This window comes from Nostocoides sp. F2B08, assembly GCF_009184895.1.
Classification (GTDB): domain Bacteria; phylum Actinomycetota; class Actinomycetes; order Actinomycetales; family Dermatophilaceae; genus F2B08.
The window spans coordinates 385,990-406,274 of record NZ_WESE01000001.1 but is presented as its reverse complement, the minus strand read 5'-3'; the positions used below and the strand labels follow the sequence as shown (position 1 = coordinate 406,274).

At 69.8% G+C, this 20,285-nt stretch carries 19 protein-coding genes; 11 read left to right on the top strand and 8 right to left on the bottom strand.

Annotation, left to right across the window (positions count from 1 at the left end; all coding sequences use genetic code 11):
- Positions 1-10 precede the first annotated feature (10 nt).
- The gene (locus GA707_RS01825) at positions 11-373 is read left to right on the top strand and encodes a hypothetical protein (protein ID WP_152176698.1); all 363 of its coding nucleotides are present in this window, start codon (positions 11-13) and stop codon (positions 371-373) included.
- Here the strand turns inward: GA707_RS01825 and GA707_RS01820 are convergent.
- Positions 370-561: a hypothetical protein gene (locus tag GA707_RS01820; RefSeq protein ID WP_152176697.1), complete on the bottom strand. Its 192-nt coding sequence runs from the start codon at positions 559-561 to the stop codon at positions 370-372. The genes GA707_RS01825 and GA707_RS01820 overlap by 4 nt on opposite strands.
- Positions 562-593: 32 nt before the next feature.
- On the bottom strand, positions 594-791 hold the full coding sequence (locus tag GA707_RS01815; RefSeq protein ID WP_152176696.1) for a DUF4177 domain-containing protein: 198 nt from the start codon (positions 789-791) through the stop codon (positions 594-596).
- A 125-nt stretch (positions 792-916) separates the two neighbouring features.
- Between GA707_RS01815 and ctlX the strand changes: the two genes are divergently transcribed.
- The 3 genes from ctlX (at position 917) to GA707_RS01800 (ending at position 4,546) form a co-directional block, all read left to right on the top strand.
- On the top strand, positions 917-1,900 hold the full coding sequence (ctlX, locus tag GA707_RS01810) for a citrulline utilization hydrolase CtlX (RefSeq protein WP_226963463.1): 984 nt from the start codon (positions 917-919) through the stop codon (positions 1,898-1,900).
- Positions 1,901-1,997: 97 nt separating this feature from the next.
- Positions 1,998-4,148, top strand: coding sequence for a 4-alpha-glucanotransferase (gene malQ / locus GA707_RS01805; RefSeq protein ID WP_152176695.1), 2,151 nt, complete (start codon positions 1,998-2,000; stop codon positions 4,146-4,148).
- Positions 4,145-4,546 (top strand): RidA family protein, encoded by a 402-nt coding sequence (locus tag GA707_RS01800; protein WP_152176694.1) that lies wholly within the window; start codon positions 4,145-4,147, stop codon positions 4,544-4,546. The genes malQ and GA707_RS01800 overlap by 4 nt, the downstream gene beginning before the upstream one ends.
- Before the next feature lie 11 nt (positions 4,547-4,557).
- Here the strand turns inward: GA707_RS01800 and GA707_RS01795 are convergent, their stop codons facing one another.
- The 5 genes from GA707_RS01795 to GA707_RS01775 form a co-directional block, all read right to left on the bottom strand.
- The gene (locus GA707_RS01795) at positions 4,558-5,730 is read right to left on the bottom strand and encodes an ABC transporter ATP-binding protein (protein ID WP_370459968.1); all 1,173 of its coding nucleotides are present in this window, start codon (positions 5,728-5,730) and stop codon (positions 4,558-4,560) included.
- On the bottom strand, positions 5,727-6,737 hold the full coding sequence (locus GA707_RS01790; protein WP_152177036.1) for an ABC transporter ATP-binding protein: 1,011 nt from the start codon (positions 6,735-6,737) through the stop codon (positions 5,727-5,729). Before GA707_RS01790 ends, GA707_RS01795 begins: the two co-directional genes overlap by 4 nt.
- A gap of 5 nt (positions 6,738-6,742) precedes the next feature.
- A complete protein-coding gene (locus GA707_RS01785) occupies positions 6,743-7,867 on the bottom strand; it encodes an ABC transporter permease (protein ID WP_152176693.1) in 1,125 nt (374 codons plus the stop codon).
- 7 nt (positions 7,868-7,874) lie between these two features.
- Entirely contained in the window at positions 7,875-8,882 is a 1,008-nt protein-coding gene (locus tag GA707_RS01780) for an ABC transporter permease (protein ID WP_152176692.1), read from the bottom strand.
- A gap of 101 nt (positions 8,883-8,983) precedes the next feature.
- On the bottom strand, positions 8,984-10,675 hold the full coding sequence (locus GA707_RS01775) for an ABC transporter substrate-binding protein (RefSeq protein ID WP_152176691.1): 1,692 nt from the start codon (positions 10,673-10,675) through the stop codon (positions 8,984-8,986).
- A gap of 173 nt (positions 10,676-10,848) precedes the next feature.
- Between GA707_RS01775 and GA707_RS01770 the strand changes: the two genes are divergently transcribed.
- The 5 genes from GA707_RS01770 (at position 10,849) to GA707_RS01750 (ending at position 17,601) form a co-directional block, all read left to right on the top strand.
- Positions 10,849-11,301, top strand: a complete 453-nt coding sequence (locus GA707_RS01770) for a (deoxy)nucleoside triphosphate pyrophosphohydrolase (RefSeq protein ID WP_152176690.1) — start codon at positions 10,849-10,851, stop codon at positions 11,299-11,301.
- A gap of 64 nt (positions 11,302-11,365) precedes the next feature.
- Positions 11,366-13,309, top strand: coding sequence for a translational GTPase TypA (gene typA, locus GA707_RS01765; RefSeq protein ID WP_152176689.1), 1,944 nt, complete (start codon positions 11,366-11,368; stop codon positions 13,307-13,309).
- A gap of 78 nt (positions 13,310-13,387) precedes the next feature.
- Positions 13,388-15,295: an ABC transporter substrate-binding protein gene (locus tag GA707_RS01760; protein WP_152176688.1), complete on the top strand. Its 1,908-nt coding sequence runs from the start codon at positions 13,388-13,390 to the stop codon at positions 15,293-15,295.
- Between the two features lie 10 nt (positions 15,296-15,305).
- Positions 15,306-15,815 carry a flavin reductase family protein gene (locus tag GA707_RS01755; RefSeq protein WP_226963462.1) on the top strand — a complete coding sequence of 170 codons (510 nt, stop codon included), beginning with the start codon at positions 15,306-15,308 and terminating at the stop codon, positions 15,813-15,815.
- A 55-nt stretch (positions 15,816-15,870) separates the two neighbouring features.
- Positions 15,871-17,601 (top strand): VanW family protein, encoded by a 1,731-nt coding sequence (locus GA707_RS01750; RefSeq protein WP_152176687.1) that lies wholly within the window; start codon positions 15,871-15,873, stop codon positions 17,599-17,601.
- A gap of 48 nt (positions 17,602-17,649) precedes the next feature.
- Here GA707_RS01750 and GA707_RS01745 read toward each other — a convergent pair whose 3' ends face one another.
- Entirely contained in the window at positions 17,650-18,672 is a 1,023-nt protein-coding gene (locus tag GA707_RS01745) for a GNAT family N-acetyltransferase (RefSeq protein ID WP_152176686.1), read from the bottom strand.
- Positions 18,673-18,692: 20 nt separating this feature from the next.
- Here GA707_RS01745 and fdxA point away from each other — a divergent pair, with 20 nt between their 5' ends.
- Positions 18,693-19,019, top strand: coding sequence for a ferredoxin (gene fdxA, locus GA707_RS01740; RefSeq protein ID WP_152176685.1), 327 nt, complete (start codon positions 18,693-18,695; stop codon positions 19,017-19,019).
- A gap of 47 nt (positions 19,020-19,066) precedes the next feature.
- Positions 19,067-20,281 (top strand): succinyldiaminopimelate transaminase, encoded by a 1,215-nt coding sequence (gene dapC / locus GA707_RS01735; protein WP_152176684.1) that lies wholly within the window; start codon positions 19,067-19,069, stop codon positions 20,279-20,281.
- Positions 20,282-20,285 lie beyond the last annotated feature (4 nt).

The window sequence follows — 20,285 nt, the reverse complement described above, 5'->3', positions numbered from 1 at the left end:
AGGAACTGCCATGTCGACTGCCCCCGCACCGGACAGGTTGAGCGGCTCGACGAGAGCGGCCTGGCTGTGGCTGGCGGTCGCACCGCTGTTCGTCCTGGTCGGGCTCGTGGCCGGCTACGCCATCGGTGGCCTGGTCGGGCCCGACACCACGGGGACCGAACGGTCCCTGCTCAGTGACCTCGTCACCGGGATCGTGGTCCTGGTCATCTGGCTGGCGCCGCTCGTCATGGCCCGCCGGTCGGCCCACGCCGCTGCGGACAACCCCCGCGCCGGGCTTGCCATGCGGCTCGCCACGGTGCTCGCGGCGGGAATGGTGCTGCTGGTGATCGGCGCGATCGTGTGGAACGGCCTCGTCGAGGGTGCCTACACCTAGGGCGACTCACCCCGACCGCCACGAACGATGAGCACGGTTCCGGCCAAGGCGGTGAGCGGCCCGATCACGGCCCAGACCACGGCGCCGGTCATGAAGCTGCCGCCGATCCAGCCCAGGCCCTGGCCGGTCCAGAGCAGTCCGATGAGGACGAGCGCCACCCCGAGCATCCGCGACAGTGGTGTGATCATCCGTCGCAGGCTACCGACTGGGACTCCGAGGGCTAGGCGGGACGTTCGAACGTGATGAGGAGACCTTCGACGCCGCCGGGGCCCACCCGCCCCTTGACGTCGGCCGAGGTGATGGCCCGCAGCCGCCAGCCCTGCGCGGCGTGCTCGTTGAGGATCTTCTCGATCTTGTCACCCGAGACCTTGCCGCCGAGCATCCTCTCGCGGACTTCGACGACCTTGTAGGTGTACATCTGCACTCCTTGCTCCTGGGCTTCTCACGGTAGCGCCAACCGGGCGTGCCCGTCCGTCGGTCCGGTGACGCTACCCTCTGCTGAACAGCCACGCCGTGAGGCAGTCAGAAGCAGAGAGGAGACCCGTGAGCCAGCCCGTCGCGCAGGCACCGCCGGCGGTCGTGATGATCCGCCCCCACCAGTTCGTCCCCAACCCCGCCACCACCGTCGACAACGCCTTCCAGTCCATCCCGACGGGATCGCGGGCGGATGTCGCGCGGGCGGCCTACGACGAGGTCACCGTCATGGCCGAGCAGCTGGGTGACGCCGGGGTGACGGTCCATCTCTACGAGGACCACACGCATACCGCTCCTGACTCGGTCTTCCCGAACAACTGGTTCTCGACGCACAACTCCGGGCAGATTGCGGTCTTCCCGATGCACTCGCCCAGCCGCCGCTCGGAGCGTCGCCCAGACATCATCGACGATTTGAAGGCCCAGTACCACGTCTCGGTCGTCTACGACTACAGCGGTCTCGAGCATGACGGAGTCTTCCTCGAGGGGACCGGTTCGATGGTCCTCGACCACATCCAACGGGTGGCCTACGTCTGCCGGTCCAACCGCGTGAGCGAGCCTGCGCTGCAGAGGTTCTGCACGGACTTCGGCTACCACGCCTTCGTCTTCGACGCCTTCGACCCCTCCGGCACCCGGATCTACCACACGAACGTCCTCATGGCACTGGCGACCGACTACGCGCTCATCGGCCTCTCGGCGATCACCGACGCACGCCAGCGTCGGCGCGTCCGCGGTCACATCGAGGCGACGGGTCGGCGGGTCATCGACCTGTCCATGGAGCAGCTGACCGACTTCGCCGGCAACGCGATCGAGCTGCGGGGTCGAGAAGGGAGGATGCTCGTCATGTCCCGGCGCGCGGTGGAGACCCTCACGACCGAGCAGCGCGACGTCATCGAGGCAGGCTCACGGATCGTGCCGGTCGACATCGGGACCATCGAGCACGCGGGAGGCTCGGCCCGCTGCATGCTCGCCGGGATCCACCTGACGCCGCGCACCGGTGGCGACATCGCCGAGGTTCAGGACGTCCCCGACCCCGGGTTGGTCCGTCCGGGCTGACCGGCACCGGACGCGGCTCTGGTCAGGATGTGCTCCGATCCGGACGCCTCGACATAATGAAGGCTGCCCTCGACCCTTGACTGGAGCCAGATCCACCGTGCCTTCCTCCGACAGCGCCACGCCGTCACCCGCTCTCCTCGACCTGGCCCGCGAGTACGGCGTCGCGACCGACTACCACGGATGGAAAGGCGGTCTGGTCGACATCCCGGCTCCGACGCTGCGAGCGGTCCTGTCGGCCCTCGGGGCGGACACGACCGACGAGCCCGCGGTGCAGGCGTCCCTGCGCGAGGTCCGCGACCGCCCCTGGCGACAGGTCCTGCCGCCGACCGTCGTGTGCAGGGAGGGTGACGGACCGTGGGTGCCTGTGCACGTGCCCCACGGCAGCAGCGTGCGGTGCACGGTCGAGCTCGAGTCCGGTGGCGCGTGGAACGCGTCTCTCGTCGAACGGTGGGTCGAGCCGCGTCAGCTCGACGGACGACTGGTCGGTGAGGCCACCATCGAGGTGCCCTCGGACATTCCGCTCGGCTGGCACACCCTCGTCGCGCACCTGGAGGACGGGTCGACGGCCTCGGCCACCCTCATCGTCACCCCGCGGACCCTCCCTCTGCACCCGTCGATCGAGCACGGTCGCGTGTGGGGCTTGATGAGCCAGATCTACGCCGCCCGCTCCGAGCAGTCCTGGGGGATGGGCGACCTGGGCGACCTCGCCGAGACCGCGGCCTGGGCGGGGGAGGACCTCGGGGCCGACTTCGTCCTCGTCAACCCGCTCCACGCCGCACAGCCGGTCCCTCCGCTGGAAGCCTCGCCGTACCTCCCGGCAACCCGGCGTTTCGCGAGCCCTCTGTACCTGCGCATCGAGGACGTCCCCGAGATGGCGCTCCTGAGTGCAGCCGAGCATGCGCGGGTCATCGCTCTGACCGAACGGGCCCGTCGGTCCTCGGTGGACCTGATCGACCGGGACGCGATCTGGGAGTCCAAGGGGGAGGCGCTCGCGATGCTGTTCGCCGTGCCCCGCTCGGCGCGGCGCGAGCGCGGGTTCCGGCGCTATGTGCGCAGTGAGGGGCAGGGACTGGTCGACTCCGCCACGTGGTGCGCCCTCGTCGAGGAGCTGGGTATGCCGTGGCGGGCCTGGCCGGTCGAGCTCCGCGATCCCCGGTCACCGGCGGTCGAGGAGTTCCGTCGGGAGAACGCCGAGGCCGTCGAGTTCCACATGTGGCTGCAGTGGCAGATCCGCCTCCAGCTCGAGCAGGCTCAGCGCGACGCGCTCTCGGCCGGGATGTCGATCGGCGTCGTTCACGATCTTGCGGTGGGTGTCCACCCCGACGGGGCGGATGCCTGGGCGCTCGGTGACGCGCTCGTCCACGAGGTGTCGGTGGGGGCGCCACCGGACCAGTTCAACCAGATGGGGCAGGACTGGGCACAGCCTCCGTGGCACCCGGGTCGGCTCGCCGAGCTCGGCTACGCACCGTACCGCGACATGCTTCGCACCGTCCTGCGGGACAGCGGCGGCATCCGCATCGACCACATCCTCGGCCTGTTCCGCCTGTGGTGGGTGCCGGCGGGCCGCACGCCGCGGGACGGCACCTACGTGTCGTACGACGCGGCGGCCCTCATCGGCATCCTTGCGCTCGAGGCGCACCGGGTGGGTGCCGTCGTCATCGGCGAGGATCTCGGTGTCGTCGCCCCGACTCTGCGCGAGACGATGCTCGAGCGCGGCATCCACGGCACCTCGATCCTGTGGTTCGAGTGGCGGGACGGGCAGTTCCTCCCCCCGGAGGCGTACCGCTCGCTCTGCATGGCCACCGTCACCACCCACGACCTGCCGCCGAGCGCGGGCTACCTCACCCTCGCCCACGTCGAGCTGCGCGGTGAGCTCGGTGTGCTCGAAGGCACCGTCGACGAGGAGAAGGCGACCGAGGCGGCGTCGATCGCGACTGTCGTCGAGGCGCTCATCGGGCGCGGGCTCCTGCCGGCCGGAACCGTCGTCGGTCCCGACTCACCCCAGTCGTTGGTCGACGACGTCGTCGTCGCGTTGCACGCCTACCTCGCTCAGTCGCCGGCGAAGATCCTCGGTGTCGCGGTCCCGGACCTCGTGGGGGACCGGCGAACGGTGAACCAACCGGGAACGAGCTGGGAGTACCCCAACTGGAAGGTCCCCGTCGCCGACAGCGCCGGTCGGCCGGTCACCCTCGAGCAGATCGAGGCCAGTCCGCTGGCCGCACGACTTGCCGACGTCCTGCGCACATGACCCCCTCCCGCCGTAGAATCTCGCAAGGGTCGACCTTCGAGGACTCGATCGGGTACTCGCGTGCTGTCGCCGTCGGGCCGTGGACGTTCGTCGCCGGCACCACCGGCTACGACTACGCGACGATGACGATCTCACCGGACGTCGCCGCCCAGACGGGGCGCGCACTGGGCAACATCGCCGCCGCGCTCGCCGAGGTCGACGCCACCCTCGACGACGTGGTGCGGGTGCGCTACCTCCTCACCCGGCGGGACGACTGGCCCGCTTGTTGGCCGGTGCTGCGCGAGGCCTTCGGGACGGCGCGGCCCGCGGCGACGATGATCATCTGTGGGCTCCAGGAGCCGGAGATGCTCATCGAGATCGAGGTCACGGCCTACTCGGAGCGCGACCCCGCTCAGTAGCGACCCTGCGCTCAGGGGGTTCTGCGCCCGTCGGGACCAAGCGGGCTCGCGTCGATGGCGACGGGCTCGACATTCCCGCTGAGCGCACTGGGATCGACGGCGACCGGTTCGACCGCGTGGGGTTGCAGCTCGCCGCTGTGAATCTGCTCGGCCCAGTGACAGGCCACCTTGTGCTCCGCGGTGACGCCGTCGATCTCGACGACCCGCAGGGCGGGACGCTCATCTTCGCAGCGCGTCGGCTGACGCCACGGGCACCGCGTATGGAAGCGGCAGCCGGCGGGAGGAGCCGACGGTGAGGGGAGGTCGCCGGTGAGGAGGATCTGCTCCCGGGTGTCCTCGACCACGGGGTCCGGGATGGGCACAGCCGACAGCAGTGCTCTCGTGTACGGGTGCAGGGGCGTCTCGTACAGCTCGGCGGCGGGGGCCTCCTCGGCGATCGCACCCAGGTACATCACGCCGATCCGGTCCGAGATGTGACGCACGACGGCGAGGTCGTGGGCGATGACGAGGTAGGTGAGCCCGAACTCCTCCTGCAGGTCTGCGAGCAGATTGATCACCTGGGCCTGCACGGAGACGTCCAGTGCCGAGACCGGCTCGTCCGCCACGATGAGCTTGGGGTTGACCGAGAGGGCACGAGCGATGCCGATGCGCTGGCGCTGGCCGCCCGAGAACTCGTGGGGGTACTTCGAGAGCGCCTGGATCGGCAGGCCGACGGCCTGCAGCAGCTCGCGGAGCCGCGGTCGGGCCTCCTTCGCGTCCTTGGCGATGCCGTGAGCCTTCATGCCTTCGACGAGGATCGACTCGACCGACTGACGCGGATCCAGGGACGAGAGGGGGTCCTGGAAGACCATCTGGAGGTCCTGACGCTTGCGCCGCAGGTCCTCACCCTTGAGCGAGGCGATGTCGACACCGTCGAACCGTACGTGTCCCTCAGTGGGGTGCTCGAGGTTGAGGATGGCCCGCCCCAGGGTCGACTTGCCGCATCCGGACTCGCCGACCAGGCCGTAGGTCTCACCCCGTCGGATCTGCAGGTCGACCCCGTCGACGGCGTAGACGTGTCCGATCGTCTTGTCGAAGAAGATGCCCCGCTTGATCGGGAAGTGGACCTTGATGCCCTCGACCCGGAGGAGCACGTCGGCGTCGCTCGCCTGGGAGTCGAGCCGGGCGTCGTCGACCATGCTCATCGGGGCACCTCCACCGGGTTGTGGCAGCGCAGCGCCCGGTCTCCGTTCGTGACGAGGTCAGGGGTGGTCTGCGTGCAGATCTCCACCGGTTGGCTGCACCTCGGGGCGAAGGCACAGGCGTGGTCCCACGGCAGGTTGTCGGCGACCGACCCCGGGATGGGGGTGAGTCGCTCGCCGACGGTGTCGAGGCGGGGGATGGAGTCGAGCAGACCGTTTGTGTACGGGTGCCTCGGCTCCCGGAAGATGGGGTGGCGCGGGCCCCGCTCCACGATCCGGCCCCCGTACAGGACGTTGACCTCGTCGCAGAGTCCTGCGACGACGCCGAGGTCGTGGGTGATCATGATGAGCGCGGTGCCGGTCTCCTCGACCAGCTCCTTGAGCAGCGCGAGGATCTGGGCCTGGATCGTCACGTCGAGGGCCGTGGTGGGCTCGTCCGCGATCAGCAGTCGCGGAGCGCAGGCCAAGGCGATCGCCACCAGGGCGCGCTGGCGCATCCCCCCGGACATCTGGTGCGGGTAGTCCTTGACCCGACGGTTGGGGTCCGGGATGCCGACCCGGGAGAGCAGGTCGGCGGCGACCGGCATGGCCGCCTTGCGGGACATGCCGCGGTGACGTTCGAGGACCTCCGTGACCTGCAGACCGACGGGCACGACGGGGTTGAGCGAGGAGAGGGGGTCCTGGAAGACCATCGCGAGGTCCTTGCCGCGCCGGTTGCGCAGCTCGGCGTCACCCAGCGAGAGCAGGTCGGTCCCCTCGAAGTCGACTCGCCCACCGACCGTGTTGCCCCGTTTGGGGAGCAGTCCCATGATGGCGAGCGACGTCACGGACTTGCCGCATCCGGACTCCCCGACCAGGCCGACGGTCTGGCCGGGACGCACCGTGAAGCTCACCCCGTCGACTGCGCGGAAAGGCTCCTCCCCCTGGCGGCCGAAAGTCACCGTGAGATCTTCCACGCTGAGCAGGGGACGATCCCGGTCCGCGACGGGACGGGTGGACGAGTAGGCCATGGCGCTCACCTCCGGCTCCTGGGGTCGAGGGCCTCACGGGTCGACTCGCCCATCAGGGTGAAGCCGAGGGCGACGATGATGATGCAGATCGCGGGGTAGATGGCCAGCTGTGGGTGGCTGTAGAAGAACTGTCGCGACTGGCCGAGCATCTGGCCCCATTCGGGTATGCGCTGGTCGGGGTTTCCGAGCCCGAGGAAGGACAGGGCGGCCGCGTCGATGATCGCCACTGCGAGCATGAGCGTGGCCTGCACGATCACCGGGGCGAGCGCGTTGGGCAACATGTGGCGGAAGATGATGGGCCCGCGCCTGATGCCGAGAGCCCGCGCCGCGAGGACATGGTCGCTCGACCGTTGCGCGAGGAGCGATCCACGCAACAGACGCGCGAATATCGGGATCTGGACCACGCCGATGGCGATGATGAGCGTCCACTGGCTCGGCTCGGATGCGAGCGCCGAGATGGACAGGGCCAGGATGAGGGACGGGATCGAGAGCATCACGTCGACCAGGCGCATGACGAACGAGTCGACCCATCCGCCGAAGGCCCCCGCGAGGGTGCCGAGGATCAGGCCGCCCACGAACCCGCCGAGCGTTGCCAGCACGCCCACGATGAGGGTCTGGCGGCTCCCGACGATGAGCCGGGAGAGGAGATCCCGGCCGCGGTCGTCGGCGCCGAGCGGGAAGCCGGGCTGCGGGCCCGGGACCGGGTTGGTCTGGGGGCGCACCTCGTCGATGAGATAGCCGATGGTCGGGTCCTTCGGCGCGAGCCAGGGGGCGAAGACGGCCACGACGACGAACACGGCCGTGATCACAGCGCCGACGATGAACACGGGGTTGCGGCGCAGCCGGCGCCAGGCGCTGGCCCACAGCGAGACGCCGGGAGCCTCCTGGATGGCCCCCGACTCGGTGACGGTGAGGTGGTCGGGTGTCGCGGGGCCGGTCCCTCCCGCGCCGGTCGTCACCTGGACGGGCTCCGCGGAGCGATCCCTGGCGCTGAGTTGAGCGAGTGCGTCGATGCGCTCCTTGCGGGAGTCCCGGTAGCGGGCCAGGGGCCCGGTGCTCTTGGGCGTCTCGGTGTTCTTCGGTGACTCGGTGTTCTTCGGTGACTCGGTGTTCTTGGGTGACTCGGTCATGGGTGCCTCAGCTCGTCCGCACGCGGGGGTCGACGACGGCGTAAAGGATGTCGACGACCAGGTTGACGACGACGAAGACGACCGCCGACATGAGGATGAGGATCTGCAGCACCGCATAGTCGCGGGCCGAGAAGCTGAGCGCCAGTGCCTCTCCGATCCCGGGGAAGCTGAACACGGTCTCGGTGAGCACGGCACCGGCCAGGAGGGCCCCCACCTGCAGTCCGACGATCGTCAGGACGGGCAGCATCGCGTTGCGCAGGACGTGGCGACCTCGGATGACGCGGGCGGTCAGGCCCTTGGCTTCCGCGGTACGGACGTAGTCCTCGTGGAGGACGTCGAGCACGCTGGCGCGGGTGATCCGGAAGACGACCGCGAACGGGATCGAGGCCAGGGCTATGGAGGGCAAGATGAGGTGCTTCACAGCGCTCACCGAGCAGTCGAACTCCCTCGTCAGCAGGCCGTCGAGGATGAAGAAGTTCGTCACCCGGGTGCAGCCGAGGTTGGCCTGGCGCCCCGAGACCGGCAGCCACCCCAGCTTGACCGAGAAGTAGTACTTGAGCAGGAACGCGAGGAAGAAGACCGGGACCGCGATGCCGACGAGAGAGGCGACGATCGAGATGTTGTCCACCGCTCGGCCCCGACGCCGGGCCGCGAAGTACCCGAGCGGGATCGCGGTGATGATGGCCAGCGTGACCGAGAAGAAGGCCAGCTCGATCGTCGCCGGGAAGCGGCTCAGGAAGACGTCGAAGGCGTCGGTGCCGGGGATGACGGAGGAGGAGCTGCCGAACTCGCCCTGGAGCGCCCTGCCCATGTAGCGCAGGTACTGCACGTAGAGGGGCTGGTCGAGCCCGAGCAGCTGCTCCAGCTGCTCCTGCTGCTCCGGCGTCGCGCGGTCTCCGAGGAGGGCGTTGATGGGTCCGCCCGGCAGGGACCGCAGCCAGAAGAACAGCAGCAGGGACAGCACGAGGACGACGCCGATGAGCTGCACCATCCGGCGAACGATGAATCTGAGCACGCGAGGGGTCCTTTGCCTACGGTCCTGCACCCGTGAGGTGGCCGCCCCAGGCTAGTGCTGAGGCGGCCACCATGGTGTGGGCTCGGTCGAGCCGGTACGGCTCAGTTGCCTCCGCTGACCTCGATGGTGTCGAAGCGCTCGGCGGTGAGCGGGCTGGCCACCAGACCGGTCACGTCGCCGCTGACGACGATCGCCGGAGAGCTGTGGCTGATCGGCAGACCGGGCAGCCACTCCTCCATGATCCGCTGGTTCAGCTCCTCGTATGCGGCGGTCCGCTCGGCCTCGTCCAGGATGCCGTCGGCTGCCACGATCGCCTCACCGAGCTCAGTGCCGAAGTCCTGGAGGTTGGTCGCGAAGCGGTTGCGCTCGACGTTGCCGAAGAAGGAGGCGAGGAAGTTGTCGGCCGAGTTGATGTCCCCGGTCCAGCCGAGGAAGTGCGCGTCGTAGTCGGTGTACGCCTTGTCGAGGTAGCCGCCCGCCCACGGGTCGGTGACCGTCTCGACCGTGATCCCGACGGCTTCGAGGTCGGCCTTCATCGCGTCGTAGAGCTTGACCGGGTCCGGCATGTACGGCCGGGTGACCTCCGTCGGGTAGGCGAAGACGAGGGTGAGGTCCTCGGCGCCGGCCTCGGCAAGCAGCTGCTGCGCGCGCTCAGGGTCGTACGGGTACGGTTCGAGCTCGCTGTTGTAGCCCGCGACGGTGTCCGGCATGAACTGCGTCGCGACGGCGGCACCCTCCGGGAGCTGGGTCTGGACCAGTTGTTCGCGGTTGAGCGCGTGGTAGATCGCCTGACGGACCCGCAGGTCCTTGAGGGCCTCGTTGTTCGTCGGGTTGAGGCCGAGGTAGAAGACGTTGAAGGCGGGACGGACCTCGACCTGGTTGCCCTCGTCCTCGAGACCCTGCCAGTCGACCGGGTTGGGCAGGTCGTAGCCGTCGATGCCACCGGCCTGCAGCTCCTGGCGGCGGGTGCTCTCGTCCGGGATGGCGCGGATGACGATCTGCTCGGTCTTGGCTGGCTCGCCCCAGTACTCGTCGTAGCGCTCCAGGGTCACGGTGCGGGTCGCCTCGTCGTAGCCGCTGAAGGTGTACGGACCGGTGCCGACCGGGTTGTTGGCGTTCTCGGGATAGACGAACGCCTCGCCGGACTGGCTGATGCCGTTGGCGTCGCCCTCCTCCAGAGCGGTCGGTGACTGCATGCCGAACGACGTGAGGGACAGGATGGCCGGGAACTTCGAGGTGACGCGACTGATCGTCATGACGAGCTCGTGCTCGCCGGTCACCTCGCAGCCTTGGTAGAGGCTGTTGTCGGCGTCGTCCGCGAACGCGCCGAAGGTGGCCCCCCAGTAGTACGCCACGCTCCGTCCCACCTCGTTCTGGTCGAACATGCGCTCGAAGTTGGCGCACGCGGCCTCGGCGTCGAACGGCGTGCCGTCATGGAAGGTCACGTCGTCCCGCAGGGTGAACGTCCAGTTCAGCCCCGAGTCGTCCGGCTCCCAAGACTCCGCGAGCTCCGGCTCAAGGTCCGCCGTCCCCGGTGTGATGCCGATGAGGTTCTCGAAGATCTGCCTGCTGACCCGGAAGGTCTCGCCGTCGCTGGCGTAGTAGGGGTCGAAGGTGGCAGGCGCGCCGGCGCCGCCGAAGGTGAACACGGCACTCGTGGTCTCGCCGTCGGTCCCGGCCGTGCCCGTGTCGGTCGACGTGCCCGAGTCACGCTCGGACGTGGCACAGGCGGTCAGGACGAGAGCGGCGGCTGTGAGGCCGACGAGAGGGCCGGCCTTGCGCTTGAACGTCAATTCAGTACCTCGCTTGGTTGCGAACCCGACTCCGGGAGTGGTGTCGGGGGTGAGGGCCCCGGGTCGGTCCCGGGCGGAGCCCAAGGTACCCACTTTCGGCGAGGAGAACGGCCCTGACCGGCCAGTATTTATCGGTCTGAGACCTTCGGCCGGTGGCATGACACGATCGCTGCATGCCCGACGCCCGCCCACCGAGGTCCGTCGTCGACGTCGTGGGCGCGGCGATCGTCGACCACCGGTTCCGACCGCGGCGGCTCCTGGCCGCGAAGCGTGCCGTGACCGAACGACATGCCGGACGGTGGGAGCTGCCCGGAGGCAAGGTCGACCCCGGCGAGAGCCTGAGGGACGCCCTGGTCCGCGAGATCCGCGAGGAGCTCGGGACCCTCGTCCTCCCGACCGAACGGCTCATCGGACCGCTGCACGGGGGGTGGTGGTCGCTCACCGAACCGGGTGCGCAGGTGCAGTACCGGATGGCGGTGTGGCTCGCGACGGTGACCCATCCGCCACGCGCTGTCGAGGGTCATGACGAGCTGCGATGGCTGACGAGGTCCGAGCTCTTCTCGGTCCATTGGTTGGAGGGAGACCTCCCAGTCATCACCGCCATCTCGGCGCGGATGGCAGACTAGCCAGCCGCAGCCGTCGGCGTCGAAGCGATTTCGTGGCCTCACCGTCCCCTGCGACAATCGTTCGATGCCCTCTTCCTCACCTTCCCTCGACGCTGCCCGGACAGATGGCCGGCTGCAGTCCCGCGGCGACGTCCGGAACGTCGCGATCGTGGCCCACGTCGACCACGGCAAGACCACGCTCGTCGACAAGATGCTCTGGCAGTCGGGTGCCTTCAGTGAGCGCGCCAGCGTAGAGAGCACGGGGGAACGGGTCATGGACTCCGGCGACCTCGAGCGGGAGAAGGGGATCACGATCCTGGCCAAGAACACGGCCATCCGCTACTCCGGACCGGCTGCCGTGGCCGCCGGGCACGCGGACGGGGTGACGATCAACATCATCGACACCCCCGGCCACGCCGACTTCGGTGGCGAGGTCGAGCGCGGGCTCTCCATGGTCGACGGCGTCGTCCTTCTCGTCGACGCCAGCGAGGGGCCGTTGCCCCAGACACGTTTCGTGCTCCGCAAGGCCTTGGAGGCGCGGATGCCCGTGGTGCTGTGCATCAACAAGGTGGACCGTCCCGACAGCCGGATCGCCGAGGTCGTCGACGAGGTCTACGAGCTCTTCATGGACCTCGACGCGAGCGAGGACCAGATCGAGTTCCCCATCGTGTACGCCTCGGCCAAAGCCGGCCGGGCCAGTCTGGAGCGTCCGGAGGACGGCGAGCTCCCGGTCGACGAGGACCTCGAGGCGCTCTTCGCCACCGTCCTCGAGACGGTTCCGGCGCCGAGGTTCGACCCCGAGGCGCCCCTCCAAGCACACGTCACCAACCTTGACGCATCCAACTTCCTCGGCCGGCTCGCTCTCCTCCGCGTGCACGCCGGTGAGATCCGCAAGGGCCAGCAGGTCGCCTGGTGCCGGCACGACGGCTCCATCGAGAAGGTCAAGATCACCGAGCTGCTCATGACCGAGGCACTCGAGCGCGTTCCGCTGGATGCCGGCCGGTCGGCGGGCCCGGGCGACATCATCGCGGTCGCCGGCATCCCCGAGATCATGATCGGCGAGACGTTGGCCGATGTCGACGACCCGCGGCCGCTGCCCGTGATCACGGTCGACGAGCCGGCGATCTCCATGACGATCGGCACGAACACGTCCCCGATGGCGGGCCGGGTCAAAGGCACGAAGGTGACGGCTCGGTTGGTCAAGGACCGACTGGACCGCGAGCTGGTCGGCAACGTCTCCATGCGCGTCCTGCCGACCGAGCGTCCCGATACCTGGGAGGTCCAGGGACGGGGGGAGCTCGCGCTGGCCATCCTCGTCGAGCAGATGCGCCGTGAGGGCTACGAGCTGACCGTCGGCAAGCCCCAGGTCGTGACCAGGACGATCGACGGAAAGCTGCACGAACCCGTCGAGCGGCTCACCATCGACACCCCCGAGGAGTACCTCGGGGCCATCACGCAGCTCCTGGCGTCCCGCAAGGGCCGGATGGAGCAGATGACCAACCACGGCACCGGCTGGGTCCGCATGGAGTTCCTCGTCCCGTCGCGCGGACTGATCGGCTTCCGGACCCAGTTCCTCACCGACACGCGGGGAACCGGCATCGCGCACCATGTCTTCGAGGGCTACGAGCCGTGGGCCGGTGAGATCACCACCCGCGTCAGCGGCTCCCTCGTCGCCGACCGGTCGGGATCCGCGACCTCGTACGCCATGTTCAACCTCCAGGAGCGCGGCGTCCTCTTCATCCCGCCGGGCACGGAGGTGTACGAGGGGATGATCGTCGGCGAGAACTCCCGAGCCGAGGACATGGACGTCAACATCACCAAGGAGAAGAAACTGACCAACGTGCGGTCCTCGACGGCCGATGTGCTCGAGCGGCTGGCCCCGCCGCGTACGCTGAGCCTCGAGCAGTCCCTGGAGTTCTGCCGGGAGGACGAGTGCTGTGAGGTCACGCCGGACGCCGTCCGCATCCGTAAGGTCGAGCTCGACCAGACGCTGCGGGCCAGGGCGGCTGCACGCGCCCGCCGACAGTGACCGCCCGGTCGCTCCCCGCCCCCTGCCCGACCAGCCCGGACCCCACCCCCGAACCCCTCTGCGATCGACGTGCCAAGCATGAGCCGAACCCGACTCCGACCTCGAAACCGACCCCGGATCCGGCGTCGCCTGGTGGCCGCCGTCACGACCGCCGCGCTCGCCGTCGGTCTGGCCGCCTGCGATGTCCCGGCGGTCGGGGATCCTGAGGACACCGCCGGCACCTCGGACGTCGTCCCGGGCGGATCGCTGACGACCATGTCGCTCGGTCCTGTCCAGACGTGGGATCCGCAGCGCATCAGCGCCCGCGGCGACGCCTCCTTCGCGGCGAGGGTCTTCGCCCGCTCGCTCACCGCATACCAGAACGGCCCGGACGGACAGGCCCAGGTGACCCTGACCGGGGACCTGGCCACCGACACCGGGGTGCCTGACCAGACCCTGCAGACCTGGGTCTTCACGATCCGGGAGGGAATCCGCTGGCAGGACGGCAGCGAGCTGACGTGCGAGGACGTCAAGTACGGCATCTCCCGCAGTTTCGCCGAGGAGATCACCGGCGGCCCGAACTACGCGCTCGCCTATCTCGACATCCCCAAGACCCCGGAGGGTGCGAGCACCTACCTCGGGCCCTACGCCGAAGGTGAGGATGCGGAGGCGGGGATCGCCGCCTTCGACAATGCCGTCGCCTGTGACGGACAGGAACTGACCATCCGTCTCTCCGAGCCGGTCGCCGACTTCCCGGGCATGGTGAGCACGCCGGGGTTCGCCGCGTACAAGGAGTCCGCAGACCGCGGTGAGGCGAGCACCTACTCGGTGTTCAGCGCCGGGCCGTACACCCTCTCCGGAGCGTGGATGCCGGAACGCGGTGGGACCTTCGTGCGCAACCCGCACTGGAGTGCCCGCACCGACCCGATCCGGCTGGCGCGGCCCGACCAGATCGTCTACCGGGAGGGTCTCGAGCCCCAGGACGTCGCGCAGGTGATCATCGCCGACGCTCCCGACGACCGGAACGCGGTCGCGCTCGACACCGCTCCGCCGGCGATCCAGCAGCAGATCGCCGCCGCCGAGCCGCTCCGTGAGCGTTCGGTGAACTCGCCGAACGGCATCGTCGACTATCTCGTGCCCAACTTCAAGAGCCCGACGATGGCGAATGCGCAGATCCGGGCGGCGTTCGTCCTGGCGACCGATCGGAACGCCTACATCACGGCTCTCGGTGGCCCGACGACCGCCGAGTCCACGACCTCGATCCTCGCCCACGGGATCCGCCTCGCCCTCCCCAACCCGGACCAGCCGGCGGAGCCGACCGGGACGGCTCCTCCGCAGGACCCGGAGACCCCCGAGGATGCGGCGTCGGACGAGTCCGACGACACTCCGGCACCGACCCAGACCTCCGACGACGGGACGAGTACGGCGGACGTCAGCGACCGGGAGCGAGCCGCCGAGCTGTTGGCGGCGGGGGCGGCCGAGGAGGGCATCGAGACGCCGGTTCCGCTCCGGGTGGCGTACCGCAGCTCGCCGACGATGGACACCGCCTTGCGCGCGCTCGAGTCCGGCTGGTCGGCTGCGGGGTTCGCGGTTGAGCTGCAGCCGATCGAGGAGGACTACTTCACCACCATCTCGGCCGCGGAGCGCGCGGACCAGACCGACGTGTTCTGGTCGAACTGGGCGGCCGACTGGAACTCCGCCTCGACGGTCCTGCCGCCACTCTTCGACTCTCGCCTGAACATCAGCGAGGCCGGGTCGGGCCGGAACTACGGATACTTCGTCGACGCCAACGTCGACGCGGCGATGAGCGCCGCACTCGCCATCGCCGACCCAGAGGACCGCGAGCAGGCCTGGTTCGACATCGACACGACCCTGCGGTCGCGCGGGGCCTACGTCGCGCTCGCCGAACGCAAGTCGACCTATGTGGCCGGATCCTCCGTCGAGGGACTGACGACGCATCCCGCTCTCGGAGGTACGGTCGACCTCGCCGTGATCGGTCTCCAGTGAGCATCGGCGCGTGAGTACGACAGAGCCGGTCATCGAGGTCGGGGCCTTCAAGCGCGCGCTGGGACGCTACGCCACCGGCGTGGTCGTGGTCTCGGCCCGCGCCGGAGTCCACGACCACGCGATGACAGCGAACTCGTTCACCGCGGTCTCGCTGGACCCGCCCCTGGTGCTGTTCTGCGTCGAGCGCGATGCCCGGTTTCACGACGCCGTGACCGAGGCAGGAGTGTTCGGGGTCAGTGTCCTGGCGGTCGGTCAGCGGCCCGCGGCCACGTGGCTCGCGACACCCGGCCGTCCACTCATCGGGCAGCTCGACATGGTCCCCCACGAGCGGGGCCCGAACGGCTGCGCGTTGGTCACCGGCGCGCTCTCCCAGCTCGAGGCGCAGGTGGAGGACGTGCACAGGGCAGGCGACCACAGCATCGTCGTCGGACGGGTCCTTCATCTGGCGGCGCCCGACGACCCGCCACCGCCACTCCTCTACTACCGAAGTAGGTATGCGGGCGGGCCTGCCGCATACTAGACGAGTGCCGCGTGGATCGCTCCCGCGGCATCTCCACGACCCGACGGAAGCGATCATGCAGGACACCGACATCCAGACCGAGACCTGGGACGGACCCGAGACGGACTCGTCCCGACGCCGACGGCGCCTGCTCGTGGGGATCGTCGGAGCGGTTCTGCTCCTCGCTGCGGCATACGTCGGTCTGGCCTACTACCTGAGCACGACGGTGCCCGCCCAGGCCGTCGTCGGGGGAGTGGACGTCGGGGGTGAGACCCCCGAGAACGCCGCGCGCCTCGTCGAGAGCGAGGTCGCGAAGCTCGAGTCGCGACCCGTCGTGGTGTCCGTGGGCGACGAGAGCTTCGAGCTCGACCCGGACCGGGCCGGACTGCGGATCGACACCGACGCCACCCTCGAGGGCATCGCCGGCTTCACCCTCGACCCCCGGGCGCTCTACGAGCACATGTCCGGGAACTTCGAGCGAGAGTTCGTCCTCGCCGTCGACGAAGAGGCCCTCGCCTCGTCGATCGGTGCCGCTGCGGAGGGCATCGAGCGCGACCCTGTCGAGGGAACCGTCGCCTTCGCGGACGGCGCGGTCGACATCGTCGAGCCGGTCCCCGGGCTCGCGGTCGACGTGCCCGCGACGACAGAGCGCGTCCTGGCCGCCTGGCCGTCCGAGCTGAGCATCGAGGGTGTGAGCGGGCCGGTCGAAGCCGAGACACCGGCCGAGATCTTCGCGCAGTTCCGCGAGGAGTTCGCGGAGCCGGCCCTCGCGGCCCCGCTGACCGTCCAGGTGGGCGAGGGCAGCTTCGAGGTGCCGGCCGCGCAGGTGGCCACCGCTCTGACTGCCACCGTCGCCGATGGCTCGATCATCCCGGCGGTCGACGACGCGGTACTGGCCCCTCTCGTCGAGTCGGCCGGCGAAGAGGCTGGAGTGCTGCGCGAGCCACGGGACGCCCGAGTGCGCTACAGCGGCACCGAGGCGTCGGTGGAGCCGGCCGAGACCGGGGTCGCCGTCGAGGTCACCGGCCAGTCCGAGGCCGTCCTCGCCGCCCTGACCGCGCAGGACCGCACCCTGGCGCTCGAGCCCGTCGTGACACAGCCCGAGCTGACGACCGAGCGGGCGCGGGAGACCCTGCCCAAGGGCCGGATCTCGACCTTCACGACCTACTACGCGGCGGGACAGTCCCGCGTGACGAACATCAAGATCGCGGCCCGCACGCTGAACGGCACCTATGTGCCACCGGGCGGCCAGCTCAGCCTCAACAACATCCTCGGCCAGCGAACACCCGACAAGGGGTACGTCAAAGCCGGGATCATCCTCAACGGACGACTGGCCGACAGCTACGGAGGCGGGATCTCCCAGCTCTCGACGACGCTCTACAACGCGGCGTACTTCGCGGGGGTGGAGTTCAACGAGTTCCGGGCCCATTCGTTCTACATCCCGCGCTATCCCGAGGGACGCGAGGCCACGATCTCCTGGGGCACCATCGACCAGCGGTGGACCAACAACACGAAGGGCGGGATCCTCGTGCGTGCGTTCGCGACGGACACCGCGGTCACCGTCGAGCTCTGGGGCACCGACACCTTCGACGTCGAGTCGGTCAAGGGTCCCCGCCGCAACATCGTCCAGCCGCGGACCATCGTCGACGACGAGCCGGGGTGCGTCACGCAGTCGCCCATGGTCGGCTTCGACGTCACCGTCACACGCATCATCCGTCAGGACGGCCGCGAGGTGAAGCGGGAGAACGTCTCGACGCACTACGACCCCGAGGACAAGGTCACCTGCACCCACCCGGACAGCCGGTAGGCCGACCGAGGCCGGGTCGGTGCGATCGGCGATGCCGGGTCGGCGAGGTCAGCATGCCCGCGACACGGGACCCGGGACGACACCCGGTGCGAGGTATGCGTAGGCGTGGTGCGTCGTGAAGCCCACCTCGGCGTAGAGCGTCCTCGCGGCCGAGTTGGCCACCTCGACCTGAAGGTGCAGGGAGACGCAGCCCAGGCCGGCGGCCTCCGTGGCCATCGTGCGGACGAGAGCGCGCCCGAGTCCGCGGCGGCGATGACCCGGCGCCACCCACATCGCGCCCAGGCCGCCCCACCCGTCACTCACGCCGAGCCGGCCGATCGCGACCACCGCGCCCTCGGCGTCCCGAACCAGGGCGAAGCGCTGGTCGGGTGACCCGTGCAGCACGGCCTGCGCTGCCGCCCGGGGTGCGGCGCGGTAGGCGGCGAGCGCCGCATACCACTCATCGCTCATCCGCGCTCCCACCTCGACCCGCACGTCCGGAGCGGGCACCTGCAGCACCTCCCGGGCCGCCGCCGACTGGACGAGCACGGGTTCGCCGGTCCGCCAGCCGGCGGCCAGGGCCGCCTGGACGACCGGATCCTCGGGCAGCGCCCCGACCTCCGGGACGGGAACCGTGAGCAGAGGTCCCAGCGACCGCTGCTCGTACCACCGGGCCACCTCGAGGAGCGCCTGCCCGAGCGGTGCGTCCGGGAATCCGATCGCGAGTGCCGAGTTGGCGCGGGCCGTGAAGCCGTGCCCGGCCCGCAACACCCACTGTCCCAGCATCTCGCGCTCGACGGGCGGCCAGGCACCGTTCATGACGCGCTCGAGGTCCTCGAGCGACAGACTCCGGTGTGGCGCCCCGCGTCGGACCGGGCGGGGCGGGATCACCCGGCTCGCGACCACCCGCTCGCGCGGAACCACGACGCGACCGCGCGCCGAGTCGACGACGACCCGGTCAGGTCCGTTCTCGACCAGTGTTCCCGTCACGTCCGTCAGACGGGCTCCGGTCCGGGGGTCGGGTTCCGGGAGGAGGAACCGGACCGCGACCCGGGTCCCGGGTGTGGAGGAGGTGGTCGAGTCACCGGGCACGGACGCATAGTATGTCCGCCATGACGTACGTGATTGCCCAGCCCTGTGTCGACCTGAAGGACAAGGCGTGCATCGACGAGTGCCCCGTCGACTGCATCTACGAGGGCGAGCGCAGCCTCTACATCCACCCCGACGAGTGCGTCGACTGCGGGGCCTGCGAGCCGGTCTGTCCGGTGGAGGCGATCTACTACGAGGACGACGTGCCCGAGGAGTGGGCCGACTACTACAAGGCCAACGTCGAGTTCTTCGACGACCTCGGCAGCCCGGGCGGTGCGGCCAAGATGGGACTCATCCCCAAGGACCACCCGGTCATCGCGGCCCTGCCGCCGCAGCAGCACGACCACTGACCGGCCGCCCCGCCGGTCAGACACGGTCCGTCGAGCGACGGCGCCCGATGCGACACCTCCCCGACTTCCCGTGGGACTCGCTCGTGCCCTTCCGGGAGCGTGCCCGTGGCTACGGTGCGCCGGCTTCGGCCCCCGAGCCCGAGCACGGCGCGACGGAGGGTCCGACCCGCGATGACGGAGGACTCGTCGACCTGTCCGTCGGCACCCCTGTCGATCCGACTCCGCAGGTTGTCCAGGACGCCCTGAGCGCGGCCTCGAACGCACCGGGATATCCCCAGACCCACGGCACGCCGGACCTCCGGGAGGCCGTCGCGACGTGGTTCGCCGCCCGGCGCGGCGTCCCCGACGTCGACCCCGCCGGAGTGCTGCCGACGATCGGGAGCAAGGAGCTCGTGGCGTGGTTGCCGTCGATCCTCGGCCTCGGACCGGGTGACGTCGTCGCATTCCCGCGCACCGCATACCCCACGTACGACGTCGGCGCCCGGCTCGCCGGCGCGACACCGTTCCCCGCCGACGCCACGACGGCCTTCGGGCCGGTCACCACCAACACCGCGCCGAAGCTGTTGTGGCTCAACAGTCCCGGCAATCCGACCGGCCAGGTCCTCGGCGTCGAGCACCTCGCCAAGGTCGTCGCCTGGGCACGACGGCATGGCGTGATCGTCGCGTCCGACGAGTGCTACGCCGAGCTGGACTGGCGGCCCGCCCAGGAGCGCGACCGGTTCCCGACGACGCCGAGCGTGCTTGACCCGCGGGTCACCGGTGGGTCGCATGAGGGTCTCCTCTGCGTGTACTCCCTGTCCAAGCAGTCCAACCTCGCCGGCTACCGCGCCGCGTTCGTCGCCGGCGATCCCGCACTCGTGGGTCGGATCCTCGAGGTCCGCAAGCACGCCGGGATGATGATGCCCTGGCCCGTGCAGAGGGCGATGCTCGCGGCCCTCGCGGACCCGGTCCACGTCGAGGAGCAGCGGGCGAGGTACGCCGCGCGACGGGCCGTGCTGCGCCCTGCCGTGGAGAAGTACGGCCTGCGGGTCGACCATTCGGAGGCCGGCCTGTACCTCTGGGCGAGTGCGGGGGAGGACTCGTGGACCACGCTGGGTCGGCTCGCCGACCTCGGGATCCTCGCCGCTCCCGGCGCCTTCTACGGAGTGGCCGGACAGGCACATGTGCGGATCGCGCTGACCGCTGACGACGCCCGGATCGGTTGGGCGGCAGCGCGGCTGCGCCGAGCGGTCGACGGGCGGGACGGAGTTCGCCAGCCCTGACATG